Annotated in this window: 12 protein-coding genes; 4 read left to right on the forward strand and 8 right to left on the reverse strand. The window is 69.5% G+C overall.

The window, feature by feature from the left end:
- The first annotated feature begins 113 nt into the window (after nt 1-113).
- Nucleotides 114-353 (forward strand): hypothetical protein, encoded by a 240-nt coding sequence (locus AB0J06_RS16710; protein ID WP_357429314.1) that lies wholly within the window; start codon nt 114-116, stop codon nt 351-353.
- Here AB0J06_RS16710 and AB0J06_RS16715 read toward each other — a convergent pair.
- On the reverse strand, nt 323-490 hold the full coding sequence (locus tag AB0J06_RS16715) for a hypothetical protein (RefSeq protein ID WP_357429316.1): 168 nt from the start codon (nt 488-490) through the stop codon (nt 323-325). The genes AB0J06_RS16710 and AB0J06_RS16715 overlap by 31 nt on opposite strands.
- 103 nt (nt 491-593) lie before the next feature.
- Between AB0J06_RS16715 and AB0J06_RS16720 the strand changes: the two genes are divergently transcribed.
- The gene (locus AB0J06_RS16720) at nt 594-1,616 is read left to right on the forward strand and encodes a CehA/McbA family metallohydrolase (protein ID WP_357429318.1); all 1,023 of its coding nucleotides are present in this window, start codon (nt 594-596) and stop codon (nt 1,614-1,616) included.
- Between the two features lie 72 nt (nt 1,617-1,688).
- Here the strand turns inward: AB0J06_RS16720 and AB0J06_RS16725 are convergent, their stop codons facing one another.
- The 7 genes from AB0J06_RS16725 to AB0J06_RS16755 form a co-directional block, all read right to left on the reverse strand.
- Entirely contained in the window at nt 1,689-1,970 is a 282-nt protein-coding gene (locus AB0J06_RS16725; RefSeq protein WP_357429320.1) for a hypothetical protein, read from the reverse strand.
- On the reverse strand, nt 1,967-2,353 hold the full coding sequence (locus tag AB0J06_RS16730) for a hypothetical protein (RefSeq protein WP_357429322.1): 387 nt from the start codon (nt 2,351-2,353) through the stop codon (nt 1,967-1,969). The genes AB0J06_RS16725 and AB0J06_RS16730 overlap by 4 nt, the downstream gene beginning before the upstream one ends.
- Nucleotides 2,354-2,453: 100 nt before the next feature.
- Complete coding sequence (locus AB0J06_RS16735) at nt 2,454-3,824, reverse strand: hypothetical protein (protein ID WP_357429324.1); 1,371 nt, start codon at nt 3,822-3,824, stop codon at nt 2,454-2,456.
- Between the two features lie 4 nt (nt 3,825-3,828).
- Entirely contained in the window at nt 3,829-4,167 is a 339-nt protein-coding gene (locus AB0J06_RS16740) for a type VII secretion target (RefSeq protein ID WP_357429326.1), read from the reverse strand.
- A 102-nt stretch (nt 4,168-4,269) separates the two neighbouring features.
- The gene (locus AB0J06_RS16745) at nt 4,270-5,709 is read right to left on the reverse strand and encodes a hypothetical protein (protein ID WP_357429328.1); all 1,440 of its coding nucleotides are present in this window, start codon (nt 5,707-5,709) and stop codon (nt 4,270-4,272) included.
- A gap of 63 nt (nt 5,710-5,772) precedes the next feature.
- Nucleotides 5,773-6,660 (reverse strand): hypothetical protein, encoded by an 888-nt coding sequence (locus AB0J06_RS16750; protein WP_357429330.1) that lies wholly within the window; start codon nt 6,658-6,660, stop codon nt 5,773-5,775.
- 277 nt (nt 6,661-6,937) lie between these two features.
- Nucleotides 6,938-7,627 (reverse strand): hypothetical protein, encoded by a 690-nt coding sequence (locus tag AB0J06_RS16755; protein WP_357429332.1) that lies wholly within the window; start codon nt 7,625-7,627, stop codon nt 6,938-6,940.
- 298 nt (nt 7,628-7,925) lie between these two features.
- Between AB0J06_RS16755 and AB0J06_RS16760 the strand changes: the two genes are divergently transcribed.
- Nucleotides 7,926-14,351 carry a DEAD/DEAH box helicase gene (locus tag AB0J06_RS16760; protein WP_357429334.1) on the forward strand — a complete coding sequence of 2,142 codons (6,426 nt, stop codon included), beginning with the start codon at nt 7,926-7,928 and terminating at the stop codon, nt 14,349-14,351.
- Nucleotides 14,348-16,522, forward strand: a complete 2,175-nt coding sequence (locus AB0J06_RS16765; RefSeq protein WP_357429336.1) for a UvrD-helicase domain-containing protein — start codon at nt 14,348-14,350, stop codon at nt 16,520-16,522. The genes AB0J06_RS16760 and AB0J06_RS16765 overlap by 4 nt, the downstream gene beginning before the upstream one ends.

Genomic DNA, 16,522 nt, shown 5'->3' on the forward strand with positions numbered 1-16,522 from the left:
GCGGCTGCATTGGGCGCAATGACAGCGTAGAGATTTGCCAGCTCTGGCGTTGTTGCCATACAACGAGCGTAGCTTGAGAGCTGGCGGTATCACTGCTAAGGAGAATCCAAAGCTTGGCCACCATCCTCGACGTGCTTGACAATTACCTCACCGAACGTCGCGCATCTGCAGTAGACGGCATTTCGGGTCGTGACCTATGGCGGCTGGGTGAGGAGGTGCAACGCTTCGCTGCAACCTACGAGCCACCGATGCTCGAAGCGAGGAAGTTCTCAATGTACCTGGGCGGCTGGCCGTCGGCGAACTTCTTCGTGGCAGACCAAGGTCAATCCTCGCCGACGTCGTCCAACTCGTAGTCGTCAGCGGTCAGCTTCGGTGGCTTGTCGCAGCACTGGCCGAGAAGTCTCACCAGCTCGGCCGCGTCGTCGCGCCACATGCGGACCGGGCCGAGTTCGATGCTGAGCACCTCCGGTGCGGTTCTCTTCAACGCCACAACCCGGACCTAGATTTCCCCGTCGTACGAGGCGATCCACCGACCGTCCATGTAGCTCGAACGCATCGCGGACGTCCGTGGAGGAGGTGAGTAATCTCCTGGGATGGCGATCGGTCGCGGGCGGGCGGTGGAGGCCGCCGGGGCGCAGTTCCCGGCGCGGCGGGCGGGCGGCCGAGGACGTGGCTGGTACCGGGGTGACTGCCACGTGCACTCGGTGCACTCGCACGGCGGAGAGTTGACGGCGGAGGAACTCGCCGCTGCTGCCCGCGCGGCCGGGCTGGACTACGTTGCCACCACCGAGCACAACAACTCGCGCGGGCACGACGCGTGGGGGCCGCATGCGGGTGACGATCTGTTGGTGATCCTGGGCCAAGAGGTCACCACGCAGACCGGGCACTGGCTGGCGCTCGGCGTCGTCCCAGGGCAGGTGGTCGACTGGCGGTACGGCGTCCGCGACGACGTGATCCGTCGACACCTCGACCAGATGCGCCAAGCGGGCGGGCTGTGTGTGGCGGCCCACCCGCACGCGCCGTATCCCGGTGGCACCCTCATGTACCCGTACCGCTGGTTCGATGCAGTCGAGGTGTGGAACGGGCTGTGGGCGTCGGACCTGCCGTGGAATGCCAACAATGAGGCGGCGCTGGCCGAGTGGGGGCGGGGGTTGGCCTTCGACGTCCACGATGGGCGTTGGCGTCCGGCGGTGGGCAGCAGCGACGTACATCTGGAGGGTCAGCTCGGCACGCCGCACACCGTAGTGTTCGCGGAGGAGTTGAGCACCGACGCGATCCTCGCTGGCATCAGGGCGGGCCGGAGCTGGATCGCCGAGTCGGCCACGGTCGAGCTGGCGCTCACCGCCACCGCCGCCGACCGGAGCGCGGAAATCGGTGAACGCCTGGAGTCCCGTGGCGAGCCGGTCGTGGTGCGGGCGCGGGTGGCCGGCGTGCCGTCCGGCGTCGTCAGCCTGCACACCGAGCGCGGAGCGGTGCACCGCGAGCAGTTGCCCGCTGACGGATCGGGAGTCGTCGAGTGGGGCACCACGGCAGACGATTCCGGCTTCGTCCGAGTGGAGGTGCGTCATCCGGAAGGAGACATGGCGGCAGTCAGCAACCCGATCATCATCAGCTGACGGTCGCGTCGGCGGTGTGCTCGCGCCAGGACCACGATCCTTCGTTCACCTGAGCCGTCAGGAGCGGCTGGGTCAGAACTCGCGGCGGAGCCGGGCCAGGCCGCAGGTGAGCAGGAGGCCGAGGACGACCAGCCCGATCCTGATCCAGGGCACGTCCTTGGCCGGCCGCACGCCGATCGAGACCGCCACCGCCAGTTGTGCGGCGAGGACGAGGCAGATGATGACGCTCAGTACCCGGTAGCCGGTCCCGTACAGCGACCACCAGGCCACCGTGCCGAACACCGCCGGGACGGCCAGCAGCAGGCTCAGCCCGATCAACGGCCCGGCGAGCTTCCACCGCAGCGCAGCGCTCAACTGTCGATGAGCCTGAGGAAGACCGTGCCGCTGGTGGTGTCGAGGTAGACGTTGCCGTTGTACTGCGCGGTTCGCACGTCCTTGGCGTACTGCTCGCTGATCTGCCAGGTGCCGTCAGGGGGCAGGAACGGGCGCAGCTCGGCGCTCAGCGGTGCATCCCAATCGGGCGGCGCGGGCTTCCATTCGTACCCTTTGACGGCCGTGGCCAAGGTGTCGGGTCGCAGCACCACCAACGCCTCGATGCGGGTGTCGGTCGGCCCGGGGACGCCACGGGTGTCGGCGCCGGCCGTCGACGCCTGCCAGTGGACCTCGACGAAGTCCCCGAGGCGGGGGAAGCGCTTGGCGATCGGGTCCCGATCGGTCCGCACCGGTGCCGGGCTCACGCTGGCGCTCCTTTCTGTCGGTCGCCCGTCGTCGGCGGCACCATCGACGCATCCGGTGAGGGCCAGGACGGCTGCCGATACCAGCAGTCCAGCGCGGAGATCAGCCATCGGAACGTCCATCCGCCCGGTCCTCGCCCGGGGCACTGCGTTCAGGGGTGTCCCCGCCGCTGAGCTCGGGCGACTCGCCGATGGTCCACGTCACGGTGCGCTCCATATCGCCGTGGGTGCGGAATTCCTTGGCCCACCCTAAGGTCGAGAACCGGCCGTTGTCGTTGTCGGGCTCACCGGTGGCGATGTCGGCGGCGTTGCGATTGAAGTTGTACATGTCCTCGGCGTGGACCTTGATTTTCATCGTAATCTGATCACCGTCGACGACGACGTCGGACGTGCCATACATGGCGAAGTCGCCGAGGGCCTTCTGCCAGTTCTCCGTGGTCGGGTAGAGGCCCAGGCTGTCGATCATCGCCGGCTTACCGGTCATCTGGAAGGCCGTCTGTCCGCTCTCCCGGTAGAGCCGCTCCGCTTCCCGCTGCGCGACTGCGATCTCGGTGTCCACCGCCTTGCGAATGTTGGGGTCTTCCCGGTAGCCCTCCTCGAAGTCGACCCGCCGGTCAGTGCCGGTGCCGTCCCGGTAGTGGGCGTACAGGTCGAGAGCGTCATCGAGGTCGGCCCGAGCCGTCTGGGCGCCGCGCAGGATCGCCTGCCACTTGTTCCAGCTGGCGTAGTCGGCGGGAGTGACGGTGGCGTTCGGGTCGTACGGGAAGTCGTTGTCGAAGGTCAGGCCAGGGGCGGTGGGCGGACCGATGTGGTACTTGCCCCGGGTGTCGCGCAGGCCGGGCGTCCTTTCGACGATCTTCGCGCTGAGTGCGGAACTCGCCAGGAAGTCGGGCAGCAGCCGGTACGCCGCGGCGAGCAGGGCGAGCGCATCGGCGCGGGCCTCGGTCTCAATCCGGATCGCGTCGTCGTAGGCGCCGGTGGCGGTCTGCCAGAGCCGCTCGGCGTCGGCACGCACCTTGTCGATGTCATCCTGGACGCCGAGCTCGATGAGCCAGTCGGTGGCCCCCGTGGTGGCGCGCAGGTCGTTCCACGCCCGCAGCGCGTCGGAGAAGCGCACCACCGGCGACTGGGTGGCCACGATCGGGGCGATCAGCGCGCGCAGGTGGCCCTCGGCCGTGACCCCGTCGGTCACCAGTGCCTGGGCCCGGGTCTGGGCCTCCGCGTACTCGGCGATGGCCGCGCCGGCCTTGTCGAACCCGTCGTGCAGGCCATCGACCAGGTCGATGGCTTCCCGGAGACGCTGCTCGTAGAGGTCAGCCGCGTCGGAGGACCATTCCACCCTGTCGCGCAGGCCGTCGAGTGTGGGCGACACCGCGCGGATCACCTTCTTCGCCCGCAGGCATTCCTCGGCCACGGCGTTGACGTAGCCCGGCTTCATCGCCTCGATGTACCGCACGGCGTCGCGATAGGCCATGGCGTCACGCCGTGCGCTGCTCGGCGGACTGATAGGTCGACTGGGTCAGCAACGTGGTGATGTCCGCCGCGATCGCCCCGTCGGTGTGCTGGTAGTTGTCGGCGGTGGTCTTCACCCGGGTCGAGAGCGCCGCCAGCAGGGCGACCACGTCCTGGTGCTGGTCGTGAGCGAACTCGACGAACGAGCGCATGGCCTGCGCGATCTCCGGGTGGCTGGCCGGGGCATTGGCCCAATCGAGCACGAACAGGTCGACCTGACCCGTGTGCAGGTGCCGGGCCAGGTCGTGGAGGGTGGAGGCCACTCCGGTGAGCGAGCCCGGGTCCACCTGGAATCCGTCTGTCATGTCATCACCCCCGTGTCGTGACGGGCTCGATTGTGCCAGCCGGGGACCAACGCCGTCCGTCCTGCCCGGACGGTGCATCGGCGCATCCGAGGACCGACGCGGTCACCGGCTCCGTCGCCGCTCGTCGGCGAGCCGGATGACCAGGACCGTCCCATCCCGGCCGATCGACAGCACCCCGCCGTCGGGCCGAGCGGCCTCCCACCGGCGGAAGGTACGCGGCGCGGCCCGCAGGTACGGCCCGACCCGGCCCTCCGCGAGATGCCGGTACAGGTCGCTGTCCACGCCCCGGAAGACTTCCAGCATCTTGCGGCCCGGCAGCGGCGCGCGGTAGCGGGTGCCTTCGGCGCGCAGGCCGTTGCGCAGCTGAAGCGTCTCGGCGGTACTGGAGTCCCACGGCGGATCCAGCTCGAATAGTGCCGGCGGCTCGGGAGCGGGCGGTTCCTCGCGCTGGCGGGGCGTTGCGTAATCGCGGGCGGCGGCGTTGTTGCCGGCGAAGAGCAGAGCGGTCGCCGCGGCGGCGCGGGTCAGGATCTGGGTGAACCAGCCGCGCCGCTCGGCGGGGATGTCGAAGACGTCCGGCCGCCCTTGCGGTAGCTCATCTTCGGATGAAACGGCGGTGTCGTCGGCCGGGGGAGCGGTGTCGGTGGAGACCTCCCACATGCGGGCCTCGTCCGGCGGGGCGGGACGCGGTCGCCAGTCCTGGTCCTCAGGTGTGGCGCGCAGCAGTTCGTCCAGGTCGTCGTCCGCGCCGGACCACAGCTCGTCGTCCCCGGGCGGGTCGAGCACGTACGAGGTGATCCTGGACCGGGACAGACACGAGGCGACCATGAGGGACGGCTGGCTGCGGCCGCCCACCCGCAGCGCGTCCACCTGCACGGTGGCGCGGGCGAGCTGCTCGTAGGCGAAGCTTGACGACTGATGGGTGCCCTTGCACTCCAGGACGACGATCTTCACGCCGCCGCGCCGACCGGAGCTGTGGTGCCCCAGCAGGATGTAGTCCGGCCGCTTCTTGGTCTTCGACGTGGTGTCCACCTCGCCGGCGCCCTCGAGGAAGCCGGCCTTGAGCGCCACCTCCGCGTCCACGGCGTGGAAGTCCCAGCCCGGGTGCTGCCGGCGCAGCAGCGTCTTGGCCACCACCAGCGCCAGGCCGATGCCCAGCTGCTCGGACTGGGTCACCTTGTGGTGGTAGACCACGTTGTCGGCGTACCGGGAGAGCGCGAGGTGACCTCGATACGCGGTCAGCGTGGCGCAGTAGCGGACGTGCGCCCAGTGCCGGGCCACCTGCGCCAGCGGTGAGGCGTCCAGGAACGTGGTGGCCACGCCCAACTCGTGCAGCACCTGGGCCGGGCTGGTACGCACCCCCGGCCCGATCCGGATGGGCGTCGGTTGTTTGCCGTAGCGGTAGGCGTCGTTCTTCCTAGCCTGTTCCTTGGCGGACTTGAGCACCTCGTCGACGAGCTGTTCGGAGGACTCGACCGCGAGCGTCGACTCATGGCCGAGAGAGCGTACGAGCGACTCGATTTCCATGACCACCCCCGACAATGGCACAGGGTAGGAAGGCGGATACCCAGAGTCATCGAGAAACGTGAGGGTGTCAATCCTGTGTTACGGGGCGAGCGCCCGGCGGTGAAGCCGTGCGGCGAACGACTCCTTCCGGTGTGCCGGCAGATCGACCCGTACCACGTGGGCGAACTCCTGTCGCAGCGCCGCAAGCTCGATCGGACGTCCGGCCAGGCGAGCGCAGAGCTCCCCGAGCGGCCACGACATGAAGTGCCCGAAGCGCGCCGCGTAAACGCCGACCGCGCGCAGCGCGAACGCGTCGGAGTAATCCAGGAGCACGTACCCCAGCAGCTGGTCCAGGTCCTCCCGGCGCAGCACCGCGGCCCGGCTGCCGTCCGCCCGCGGTCGGCCGCCCTGACCGGCCTTGAAGTCCACCAGCATCCCGCCCACGATGAGATCCGCGTCGGCGTGGATGTCGGCGCTCCCGTCGAACGTGGTTCCCGTCGTCACCGGTCCGGATGGCAGCGCAGGCAGCAACCGCTCGACCGCGAGGTCCCGCATAGCGATCAGATCGGCAACCTCCTCGGCGTTGGCCAACGCCAGCAGGTCCTCCGCTCGGCTGGACGGGTCGAGCCGCATCAGCCGGGAGCCGTCGACCATCGGCGCTCGGTACAGCTCCACCAGCAGAGCCAGCGCGTATGACACCCGCGCCCACCACTCGTCCGGACGGTCGGCGAACGTGGCCGGGTGAATCCGTCCGCGCGGAGTGCCTTCGTCGTTGCCCGCGCCCAGGTCGCGCAGCAGTTCCAGACCGGCCCGGCGGCAGGGGCCGCGGCGCGAGCGCAGCCCAGCGACCGCGAGACCGACCGACGGGGCCGGGTCGATCAGGAACCGTAACCACCAGTCGATGGCGGCACCCTGCGTCCCCAGCGCGATCGCCGAGGACGGAAGTACCCGCGCGGGCCCGGCCGCCTCCCGGTAGTCGGCCTGCACTTCTTGATGGTGCGGAAACATCGACCGTAGCCACCTGGCCACCGGACTCCGAGCGTCACCCACCTCACGCGTCAATGCTGACACGGACTGCTCCCTCATGATCGGACGCTCGGATGGGGCCCTCATCAGGTCGTGCAAGTGCAGTCATCGGCCCCGGTAGCGGTGGATCAGGCGGAGGAAGTTGCGGAGCTTCGCCACCTCGGAGGGTCTGACGGGATCCGGGTTGAAGTGCATGACGTTGTTGCCCACCTTGCGTATCTCGGCGGTGTGCTGCGCGTCAGCCTGGCCACGACGTCGGGGGTGGGCCAAATGCGCGACGACCGGCCCGCACAGCCAGAGTGGCGAGGGCAGCGTTGGCGCCACCACCAATCACAGCGCCGATACCGAACGGTGCCACTCGACCGAGAACGATGATTCCCTGCTTGGCCCCGTACTTCGTGACGAAGTGTTTCCCCAGGATCTTGTTGATCTGACGCAGCGTCTCGGCAGGTACCTTGGCGACAACCTGACGTCCCCAGTGTTGCCCCGTACGTTCGGCGACCTTGGTAATGGTGGCGGAGCCGGACCCGCCGAGCATGATTCCCATCACGATCGTTCGGCGGCGCTCGATCTCGTCGATGGGGACTCCGTGGACTTCGGCGATTGAGAGCGCGAAGAGGGCGCTCAGCTCAAGAGATGAGAGAGCCTCGCCGGCCGACAGTGCCAGTGCGACGCCCGTGCCGACGCCGGGCGCGGCTGCAGCTCCTCCAACTGCAGCACCCGTCCCGGTCAAGGCGCTGACGTACATCCGCTCCAGATTGCGGATCACCTGTGCTGGTGTCGCCTCTGGGTTCCGCTGGCGGGCCCGGGCGATGTTCTTGCGCACCAGTGGGCTCTGGATGGCGATTGCCTTATCCAGGAGGTCGAGGACTCGCTGCCCACGTACGGCTTCTTCCGGAACCGGTCCGTCGAGGGCACCTGTTGCCATGGGTTGCACTCCTTAACTCGTCAGTCCCAGCTGAGGCTGCCATTCGACCAGCGGAGCGGATCTTCCGCTAGATCGTCGAACGGTGGACGCCGTACTGGCGGGCGAGTTCGTTGATTGAGACGCGCGGTGGCCGCGCCGCGTCCACCCGCTCCCACCAGCGGAATCTCGAACGGCGGCTGCCGTACTAGAGGCCGACGACACCGAGAGGTGTCGCGAATCCGACTCACCCTGCGGTCGTGGCCTCTTGGCCAGGTCAGCGCAGGTAAGGGGTGAAGTAGCATGCGGCAGTGATCCGCTCATGAGGCCGACCATCGCCGCCGACACCCTGCGCCGGACCCTCACGCAGTACCTGACCACCACCTTCGGTCTCACCGAGGAGGGCGTACGCCAGGGCCTGGAGGGCTTCTTCTCCCACCCGGAACAGGGCATCTTCCGCGGGCCGTACCTGCGGATCCGCACTCCCTTCCGCCCGGCGGAGGGGGACTGGCGGGCGTGCCTCGACTGGACGCCGGCCGGCTTCACCCCTTACCTGCACCAGGCGAAGGCGTTCGCCCGGCTGTCGACCAAGGGGAAGGCGGCCGAACCGACACTGATCACCACCGGCACCGGCTCCGGCAAGACGGAGTCGTTCCTGATCCCGGTGCTGGACCACTGCCGCCGGCAGCGGCAGCAGGGCCGGGCCGGGATCAAGGCGATCCTGCTCTACCCGATGAACGCCCTGGCTACCGACCAGACGCAGCGCATCAACGAGCTGCTCTCCGACCCGGCACTGGCCGGGGTCACCGCCGGCCTCTACATCGGTGACGTCGCCGCCATCGAGTACCCGCACGTGTTCACCAAGCGGTCGGAGATGCGCCGCACCCCGCCGGACATCCTGATCACCAACTACAAGATGCTGGACCTGCTGCTCCAGCGCGCCGACGACCTGCCGCTGTGGGAGGGCGCCGAGCCGGCGTACGTGGTCCTCGACGAGTTCCACACCTACGACGGCGCGCAGGGCACCGACGTGGCGATGCTGCTGCGGCGGCTCGCCGCCGCGCTCGACCTCGACGAGCCGGACCGCCCGCTCGGGCCGATCTGCCCGGTGGCCACCTCCGCCACCCTGGGCGAGGGCGGCGACCGGGACGGTCGCACCGCGATCCGCGAGGTCGCCGAGCAGGTCTTCGGCGTCGCCTTCGACGCCGGGTCGCTGGTCGGGGAGGACCGCTACGAGCCGGGCGAGTTCATCGCCCGCCAGGACTTCAGCCTGCCGCTGCCCAGCCCGGAGCAACTCGCCGCCGTCGACGACCGCGACCCCGACCGCATGATGGCCGAGGTCGCCGAGCTGGTGCTCGGCGAGCGCTGCCTCGACAACCCGCCGCGCCTTGGCGAGCTGCTGCGCCAGCACCCGCTGACCAAGGCGGTGCTCGACTCGCTCGGCCCGACACCGCGCACCCTCGACGAGATCATCGACGTGCTGCCCCGCAAGAACGCCACGGGCTGGGGCAGCGCGATGAAGACGCGTCCCGAGATCACCGCCAAGGCGCTCGCACGCTTCGTCGGTTTGCTCTCCGGGGCGCAGAACCCGGAGGCACCGGGCCGTCCGCTGCTCAACATCGAAACCCACCTCTGGGTACGCGCCGTTTCCCGCCTGCTGCGCGGGACCACTCACCAGCCCGCCTTCGGCTGGTACGGCGAAGCCCCGCGCGAGCTGGATCCGTACGCGACCCACACCGACGCGGTGGTCGCTGACAACCGCTACCCCCGCCTGCCGGCCATCTACTGCCGGCACTGCGGCCGTTCCGGCTGGATGGCGCTCTCGCCCGAGAAGGACCCGCAGGAGCTGGAGACCGACCCGGACAAGATCTACCGGGCCAGTGTTGGGCGGGACAAGCGCCGGGTCCGCGCGCTGATCGCCGCGACCGAGGACGAGGTACGGCAGCGTCCTGGCGGCCTGCTGGTGCTGGAGTACGGCCGGCGGGTGCGCCCCTTCGATGAGCAGCGCGACCGGGAGCCGAGCGACGACGCGATCGTGGTGCTCGGCGACATCCTCGGCATCGACGTGGCGGAGAAGGACCGCTGCCCGTCCTGCGAGATGGACCACGGCATCCGCTTCCTCGGTGCCGGCCTGGCCACCCTCGCCTCGGTGGCGATCACCCAGCTCTTCACCGGTGGCGAGTTGGACGAGGCGGAGAAGAAGACTCTTCTATTCAACGACTCGGTCCAGGACGCCGCGCACCGCGCCGGCTTCGTCGCCAACCGGTCGTACGCCTTCTCGCTGCGCTCCCTGCTCGCCAGTCAGTTGCAGCCGGGGGAGTCCGTGGGGCTGGACGACCTCTTCGCCGACATGATCGAGGCGGCTGCCCAGCCGGAGATCCTTTCTACCGTCGTACCGCCGGACCTGCACGACCAGCCGGGGGTCGACAGCCTGCTCGCAGGCGAGCACACCGGCACACGGGAGACCTGGGAGCTGATCAGCGAGCGGCTCGTCTTCGCCACCGTGATGGAGACCGGGCTGCGCTCCCGCCAGGGCCGCACCCTGGAGCTGACCCGCAGCGTCGCCGTGCAGGTCGCCCTCGACAACGCCACCCGGGCCGCCGCGATCTGTCGGGACGTCCACCTCACCGGCCCCGGCCAGCTCGACGGCACGCCGCCGGACGACGCCCGCTACCTCGCCTTCCTTCGCGGTCTGCTGGAGCGGCTGCGAACCCGGGGGGCGGTCTACCACGAGTGGCTGGCGCCGTACCTGAAGCGGGGCGGCACCCGATGGCAGGTCTGGGGTGGTCGTCCGGCCGGCATGCCCGCGTTCCCGAGGGGTGTGTCCGCGCCCGCGTTCCTGCTGGCGACGCCGAAGTCCCGCTCCGAGTTCGACGCCATCACCGCGCGCGGCAACTGGTACCAGGACTGGACGTCCCGCTGCCTCGGCCTCGACCTCGGTGACGCCGCAAGCTACCTGTCCCGGCTGCTGCCGGCCCTGGGTGCCGAGGGCATCGTCGCCGCCGGCGACACCGAGGACGGCAACACCGTGTACGGCCTGATGCCCGGCCACCTGCGGGTCACGCGGCTCGACGACGCGGCCGCCGTGCTGGCCGGGGTCGGGTGCGACACCTGCCACTGGCAGGCCACCGAGCACCCCGACCGGATCGCCGAATGGATCGGCCAGCCCTGCCGGCAGTACCGCTGCCGCGGCCGCCTCCAGGCCACCACCGACGACACCGCGCCGGACGACTACTACCGCCGGCTCTACCTGGAGAGCCCCGTCTTCCGGGTGGTCACCGGTGAGCACACCGGCATGCTCACCCGGGCCCAGCGGGAAACGGTGGAGAAGCAGTTCCGCGACGGGCAGCGCTACACCGATCCGAACGTCCTCTCCTGCACGCCGACTCTGGAGATGGGTATCGACATCGGCGCCCTCTCCGCGGTGGTGCTGGCGTCGCTCCCACACGGGCCGGCCAACTACGTGCAGCGGGCCGGCCGCGCCGGCCGGAAGAGCGGGAACGCATTTGTGCTCACCCTGGTCGGCCGCACCGAGCGGGACCGCTACTACCTCACCGACCCACGGGACATGATCGCCGGGCAGATCGTGCCGCCCGGCTGCTTCCTCTCCGCCGTGGAGATCCTGCGCCGGCAGTACCTCGCTCACCTGATCGACCTGGCCGCCCGCGGCCGGCTGCCCGGGGTGCTGCCGATGCCCCGTCGGGCGCACGTCCTCTTCGGCCCGAGCGGCTGGCTCACCAACCTCGCCGAGGCCGGCCGTCGCGACCGCACGCGGCTGGTCGGGGAGTTCCTCGCGCTCTTCGGCGACAAGATCCTGAAAGCCGCGGCCGACCAACTGCGGGACTTCGCGGGGGACGGCATCGTGCACCGGGTCAAGGAGGCTGACGAGACCTGGGAGGCGCGGCTGGCCGATCTGCGGCGCCGACTCCAGGAGATCGCTACCGCGCGCGGCACGCTGGTGCAGAGCGACCCGGACCACGCCCGCGAGATCAAGATGCTGAAGGCGGAGGAGGCCGCCGTCCGTCGGCGGCTGCGGGAGGTCAGCGCCGCCGCCGCGCACGGCACCCTGGTCGAGTTCGGATTGCTGCCGAACTACGCGCTCATCGACACCCGCACCGACCTGGAAGCCACCCTGACCTGGGAGGAGAAGGCCGACGGCGACCGCCGGTTCCACAGCGAACTGCGCGAGTACGCCCGTCCGGCCCGTCAGGCCCTGGTGGAGATCGCACCCGGCAACAGCTACTACGTCCGGGGCTACAAGCACGAGATCTCTGGCCTCGACGTGGGCGCGGCCGACCGCCCGGCGTACGAGCAGTGGCGGGTCTGCGCCCAGTGCGGTTACGTCCGCACCCACCTGGCCAAGGAGGACACCAGCCCCTGCGCTCGCTGCAAGGACCGTGGCATCGCCGACCACGGGCGGCTGTTCCAGGTGCTCCAACCGACCCGGGTGCTCAGCCGGGACAAGCGCGACGACGCCCGCATCCGGGACGACAGCGATGACCGGGACCGGCGCTTCTACGCCACCGCCACGGCTGTCGACATCGACCCGGACAGGGTCGACTCGTCCTGGCGGCACGCGCACGACACCTTCGGTGTCGACTACAGCCGGCACGCCATGATCCGCCACTTCAACCTCGGTGCCCAGCGCTACGACCGCGCCGCCGAAGCCTTCGCCGGTGACGAAGTCCGGATCAACCGGTTCCACACCTGCACCTCGTGCGGCGGTACCACGGTTGACGGCGCTCCGGCGGTCAGCCAGCAGCTCGCCGCCCAGGCCTCCGGTTCGACCGTCGTGCAGGGCGCCGAGCATCACCGGCCCTGGTGCCCGTACCGCCGCTCGCCGGCCACGCCGGACACCCACGTTGACCTGATCCTGGCCCACGAGCTGGAGACCGAGGCGCTGCGCATCCTGATCCCCGCGGCGACCGCCATGGTGGCGGAACGGCTCGTCTCGTTCGCCGCCGCCGTCCGTCTCGGCATCGCCGCCCAGTACGGCGGCGACCCCGCGCACCTCCAGGTCGTGTCCTCCACCATGCCCGACGGGCAGAGTGACGGGACCCGCAACTTCGTGGTCGTCTACGACACGCAGCCGCAGGGCACCGGCTACCTGCACCGCCTCGCCAAGCCGGAGGAGTTCCGCGCCATCCTGGAGCTGGCCCGGCGGAAAATCGCCGACTGTGTCTGCCGGCACGAGGCCAAGCAGGTGTGTCACCGCTGCCTCCTGCGCTACGCGCGCAACGAGGAGTTCGCGCTGATGAGCCGCAATGAGGCGCTCGGCATGCTGGAAAAGCTGCTCGACGGCTGGGACGTCGAGGAGGGCACCCGCACTGATGAGATCTCGCTGATCCACCAGGTGGAGAGCGAGCTGGAGTTGCAGTTCCTCACCAAGTTGTTGGCTCTCGGCGAGACACCGAACTCCGGGCTACGGATCGACCGGCGGACCGATCACGACGGCGCCCGCATCGCCGACCTGAGATTCATCAGGGACGGCGGGCAGAGCGTCACCCACTGGCAGATGAAGCTGCAGAACACGGTCAAGGGCACGCGGCCGGACGTGCACTTCAAGCGCCTCGACGGGCCGTCCCCCGAGGTGGCCGTCTACCTCGACGGCTTCAAGTACCACGCCTCCTCCCAGTACAACCGCCTCGCGGACGACGCTGAGAAGCGGGCCCGGCTTCGCGCGCACGGTTACCTGGTCTTCGCGGCGACGTGGGACGACGTCAAGACGTGGGACAGCGCGGACGGGCAGGGGCGCTGGATGCCGTACGGCGGGGTCTCCAAGCAGGCGGCCCGGGATCGGTATCGACAGTTTCTCCCCGGCGCCGACCCGGACGAGCTCGAGAAGACTGTCTGGGCCAATCCGATCGAGCAGCTGATGCGCTTCCTCGCCGACCCCGACCTCACGCGTTGGCAGCGGCGAGCCGAAGCGACCGTGGCGGCCATGCTCAAACAGGCGCGGGAAAACACCGGTACCGACTCGAGTGGCGTGGGCGCAACCCTCCTCGCTGCGCTGCGCGATGAGCCGCTGCCAAGCGCCACTGCACGGCACATCATGGTCGCCCGTGCCCGAGACAACGCTGACTGCCCGGTGACCGTCATCGTCGATGGCCGCAGCAAGCCGCTGCCGACGTGGTCTGCGCTCACCGTGCTCGATGACCTGCCGGCCGCGTTGGCCGGTGAGGGGCACAAGGAGCGCTGGGCGGCCTGGCTGGCGTGGGGGAACGTGATCCAGTTCCTCGCCAACGGCGGCGGCGACGCCGGCCAGCTCGCGGTCTCCACCCTGGACGCCTTCGAGCCGGCGTCGATGGCGGTCACCGAGGGCACCGGACTGGCCCTGGCCCAGCGCGCGCTGCCGCTGGACGAGGAGACCGCGACCTGGCTCGGTGTCACGCCCCAGGCGACGCCCGCGCAGTCGGAGGCGGTCGACGACGAGTCGCCCTGGTATGAGGTACTGCGGTACATGGACCACGACGAAAGCACCCTGGAGTTGCTCGTGCAGCAGCTCGCGCGGCAGAACCTGCCCGCGCCGGTCGTCGGTTACGAGTTGGGCGACCAGGGTTGGCCCGCCGAGCTGGCCTGGCCTGACCGGCGTATCGCCATCGTCCTCACCGGCCCGCCCGACGACCCGGAGACGGAAGACCGCGACCGGGCGTACGCCGAGGCGGGCTGGCATGCGCGGACCGCGCGGGAATGGTCGGTGGACGAGTTGATGGCTGAAATCAAGGCGAGCGCGGGAGAGGGCCGATGAACACCGGGGCGACGCTGCGGATGCTGGACCGCGCCGACAAGGAGGTCATGAAGCTCACCCGCGCCGACATCGGTGCGGTCTACGAGTTCATGCACAAGTTCCGGCACAATCCGGAGAACCCGGGGCTCAACCTGAAGGCGCTCAGCGGCGACTCCCGGCTGATGTCCGCCAGGGTCAACAAGGACTATCGCGCGCTGCTGCTGCACATCGCCGACCGCGATTACCTTCTTGTCGACGTGAAGCACCGTGGTGAGGTGTACGACGACCTCACCCGGTACGCCTACCGGATCAACCGGGTCACCGGTGGCATCGAGGTCGTCGACCTCGCGCCGGTCGGCGACAGCATCGTGGGGCGGCTCGTACCGCTGGTCGCCGAGCCGGAGCCGGCGCAGAAGCCGCTCTTCGACGCGTACACCGACGTGCAGCTCCTGGAGCTTGGCGTCTCCGAGCCGCTGCTGCCGCAGATCCGTGAGCTCACCGCCGAGGCCGAGCTGCTGGAGCTGCTTGACCGGGCGCCGCAGCTCACCACCGATGTGCTCTTCGCACTCTTCGACGGCACCCCTTACGACGAGGTGCTGAAGCAGGTCACCGATCCTGTACGTGCTGACGAGCCGGTTGATCCGGAGGATTTCGAAGCGGCGGTGGAACGCCCGGCGACGCAGGTGACGTCCGACGATGAGGCGTTGCAGGCCATGCTGGGTGAGGCGTTCGAGCGGTGGCAGATCTTCCTGCACCCCACGCAGCGGAAGCTGGTCGAGCGTCCGTATAAGGGGCCGGCTCGGGTCGGCGGCGGGCCGGGTACCGGCAAGACGATTGTGGCCCTTCACCGGGTTGCCCACCTTGCCCGGCAGTTGCCCCCTGGGGCGGACAAGCCCATCCTGCTCACCACCTTCAACCGAAATCTTGCTGCCGACCTGCGGACCCGGCTGATGGCCCTCGGTGGCCAGGAGCTGGTGTCGCGCGTCGACATCGTGAACATCGATCGGCTGGCGAGCCGGGTCGTGACCGAGGCGAAGTCGGGTAGCAGCCGCCGGGTCGTCGACGACAATCGGGTTCCCGAGCTGTGGAGCGAGTTCCTTCTCGAGACGGGGGAGTCCGGCTGGGACGCCGAGTTTCTCGCAGCGGAGTGGACCCAGGTCATTCTCGGCCAGGTCCTCAACTCGCGGACCGACTACTTCAAGGCCCGCCGCCCCAACCGCGGACGCAGCCTCAACCGCGCTGAGCGGGACCAGATCTGGCAGCTCACCGAGCGATTCAGCACCTGGCTTGAGGGCCAGGGTGTCTGGACGTGGCGGCAGGTGGCGCAGCGGGCGGCGCGGCTGGAGATGGATCGGGCCGCCGCCGGCGCGTCCGGCGAATCGTCGGGCGGCTTCTACCGCCCCCGCTACCGCCACGTCGTGGTCGACGAGGCGCAGGACCTCAGCGCGGCGCACTGGAAGATGCTGCGGGCCATGGTCGCTCCCGGCCAGGACGACATGTTCCTCACCGGTGACACCCACCAGCGCATCTACGACAACCACGTGACCCTGAGCAGCCTGGGCATCAACATCCGGGGTCGCTCGTCGCGGTTGACCCTGAGCTACCGCACCACGCGCCAGATCCTGGCGGACGCCCTCCAGATCATGACCGGGGAGGTCTACGACGACCTCGACGGCGGTGAGGAAGACCTTGCGGGCTACCGGTCGCTGCTGCGCGGCGGCCGGCCGACGTTCCGGGGCGCGGCCACGTGGGCGCAGGAGCGTGACTTGATCGTCGAGCAGCTGCGGAGCTGGGGCAACCCGACGGACGGTTCAGTGGCGATCTGCGTGCCCACGAACGAACTCGCCGCCGACGTCATCGCCCGACTTCAGGCCGACGGGACACGAGTGGTGGAGATCGGGCCTGACGGGCCGAAGCAACCCGACGGTGTCCACATCGGAACGATGCACCGGTTCAAGGGCCTCGAATATCAGCGCATGATCATTTCCGGGGTGAGCGACGGGCTCGTTCCGCGGCAGATGGTCAACCGGTACCGTGACAGCGATCCGAAGCGCTACCAGCGCGAACGGCAGCGGGACCGCTCACTGCTCTTCGTGGCCGCCACCCGTCCGCGTGATGAGCTGGCGGTGTTCTGGCACGGGGCGCCGAGCCCCTTCCTCACGAGCCGGCTGGTGCAGCGACAGCTAACGTGA

It is taken from the genome of Micromonospora sp. NPDC049679, assembly GCF_040659735.1.
Taxonomy (GTDB): Bacteria; Actinomycetota; Actinomycetes; order Mycobacteriales; family Micromonosporaceae; genus Micromonospora_I.

What these genes read in the sequence shown, in the direction of transcription:
- AB0J06_RS16760 (WP_357429334.1), top strand. Translation starts at nt 7,926, where the DNA reads ATGAGGCCGACCATCGCCGCCGACACCCTGCGCCGGACCCTCACGCAG.
- AB0J06_RS16755 (WP_357429332.1), bottom strand. Translation starts at nt 7,627, where the DNA reads ATGGCAACAGGTGCCCTCGACGGACCGGTTCCGGAAGAAGCCGTACGT.
- AB0J06_RS16720 (WP_357429318.1), top strand. Translation starts at nt 594, where the DNA reads ATGGCGATCGGTCGCGGGCGGGCGGTGGAGGCCGCCGGGGCGCAGTTC.
- AB0J06_RS16740 (WP_357429326.1), bottom strand. Translation starts at nt 4,167, where the DNA reads ATGACAGACGGATTCCAGGTGGACCCGGGCTCGCTCACCGGAGTGGCC.
- AB0J06_RS16735 (WP_357429324.1), bottom strand. Translation starts at nt 3,824, where the DNA reads ATGGCCTATCGCGACGCCGTGCGGTACATCGAGGCGATGAAGCCGGGC.
- AB0J06_RS16765 (WP_357429336.1), top strand. Translation starts at nt 14,348, where the DNA reads ATGAACACCGGGGCGACGCTGCGGATGCTGGACCGCGCCGACAAGGAG.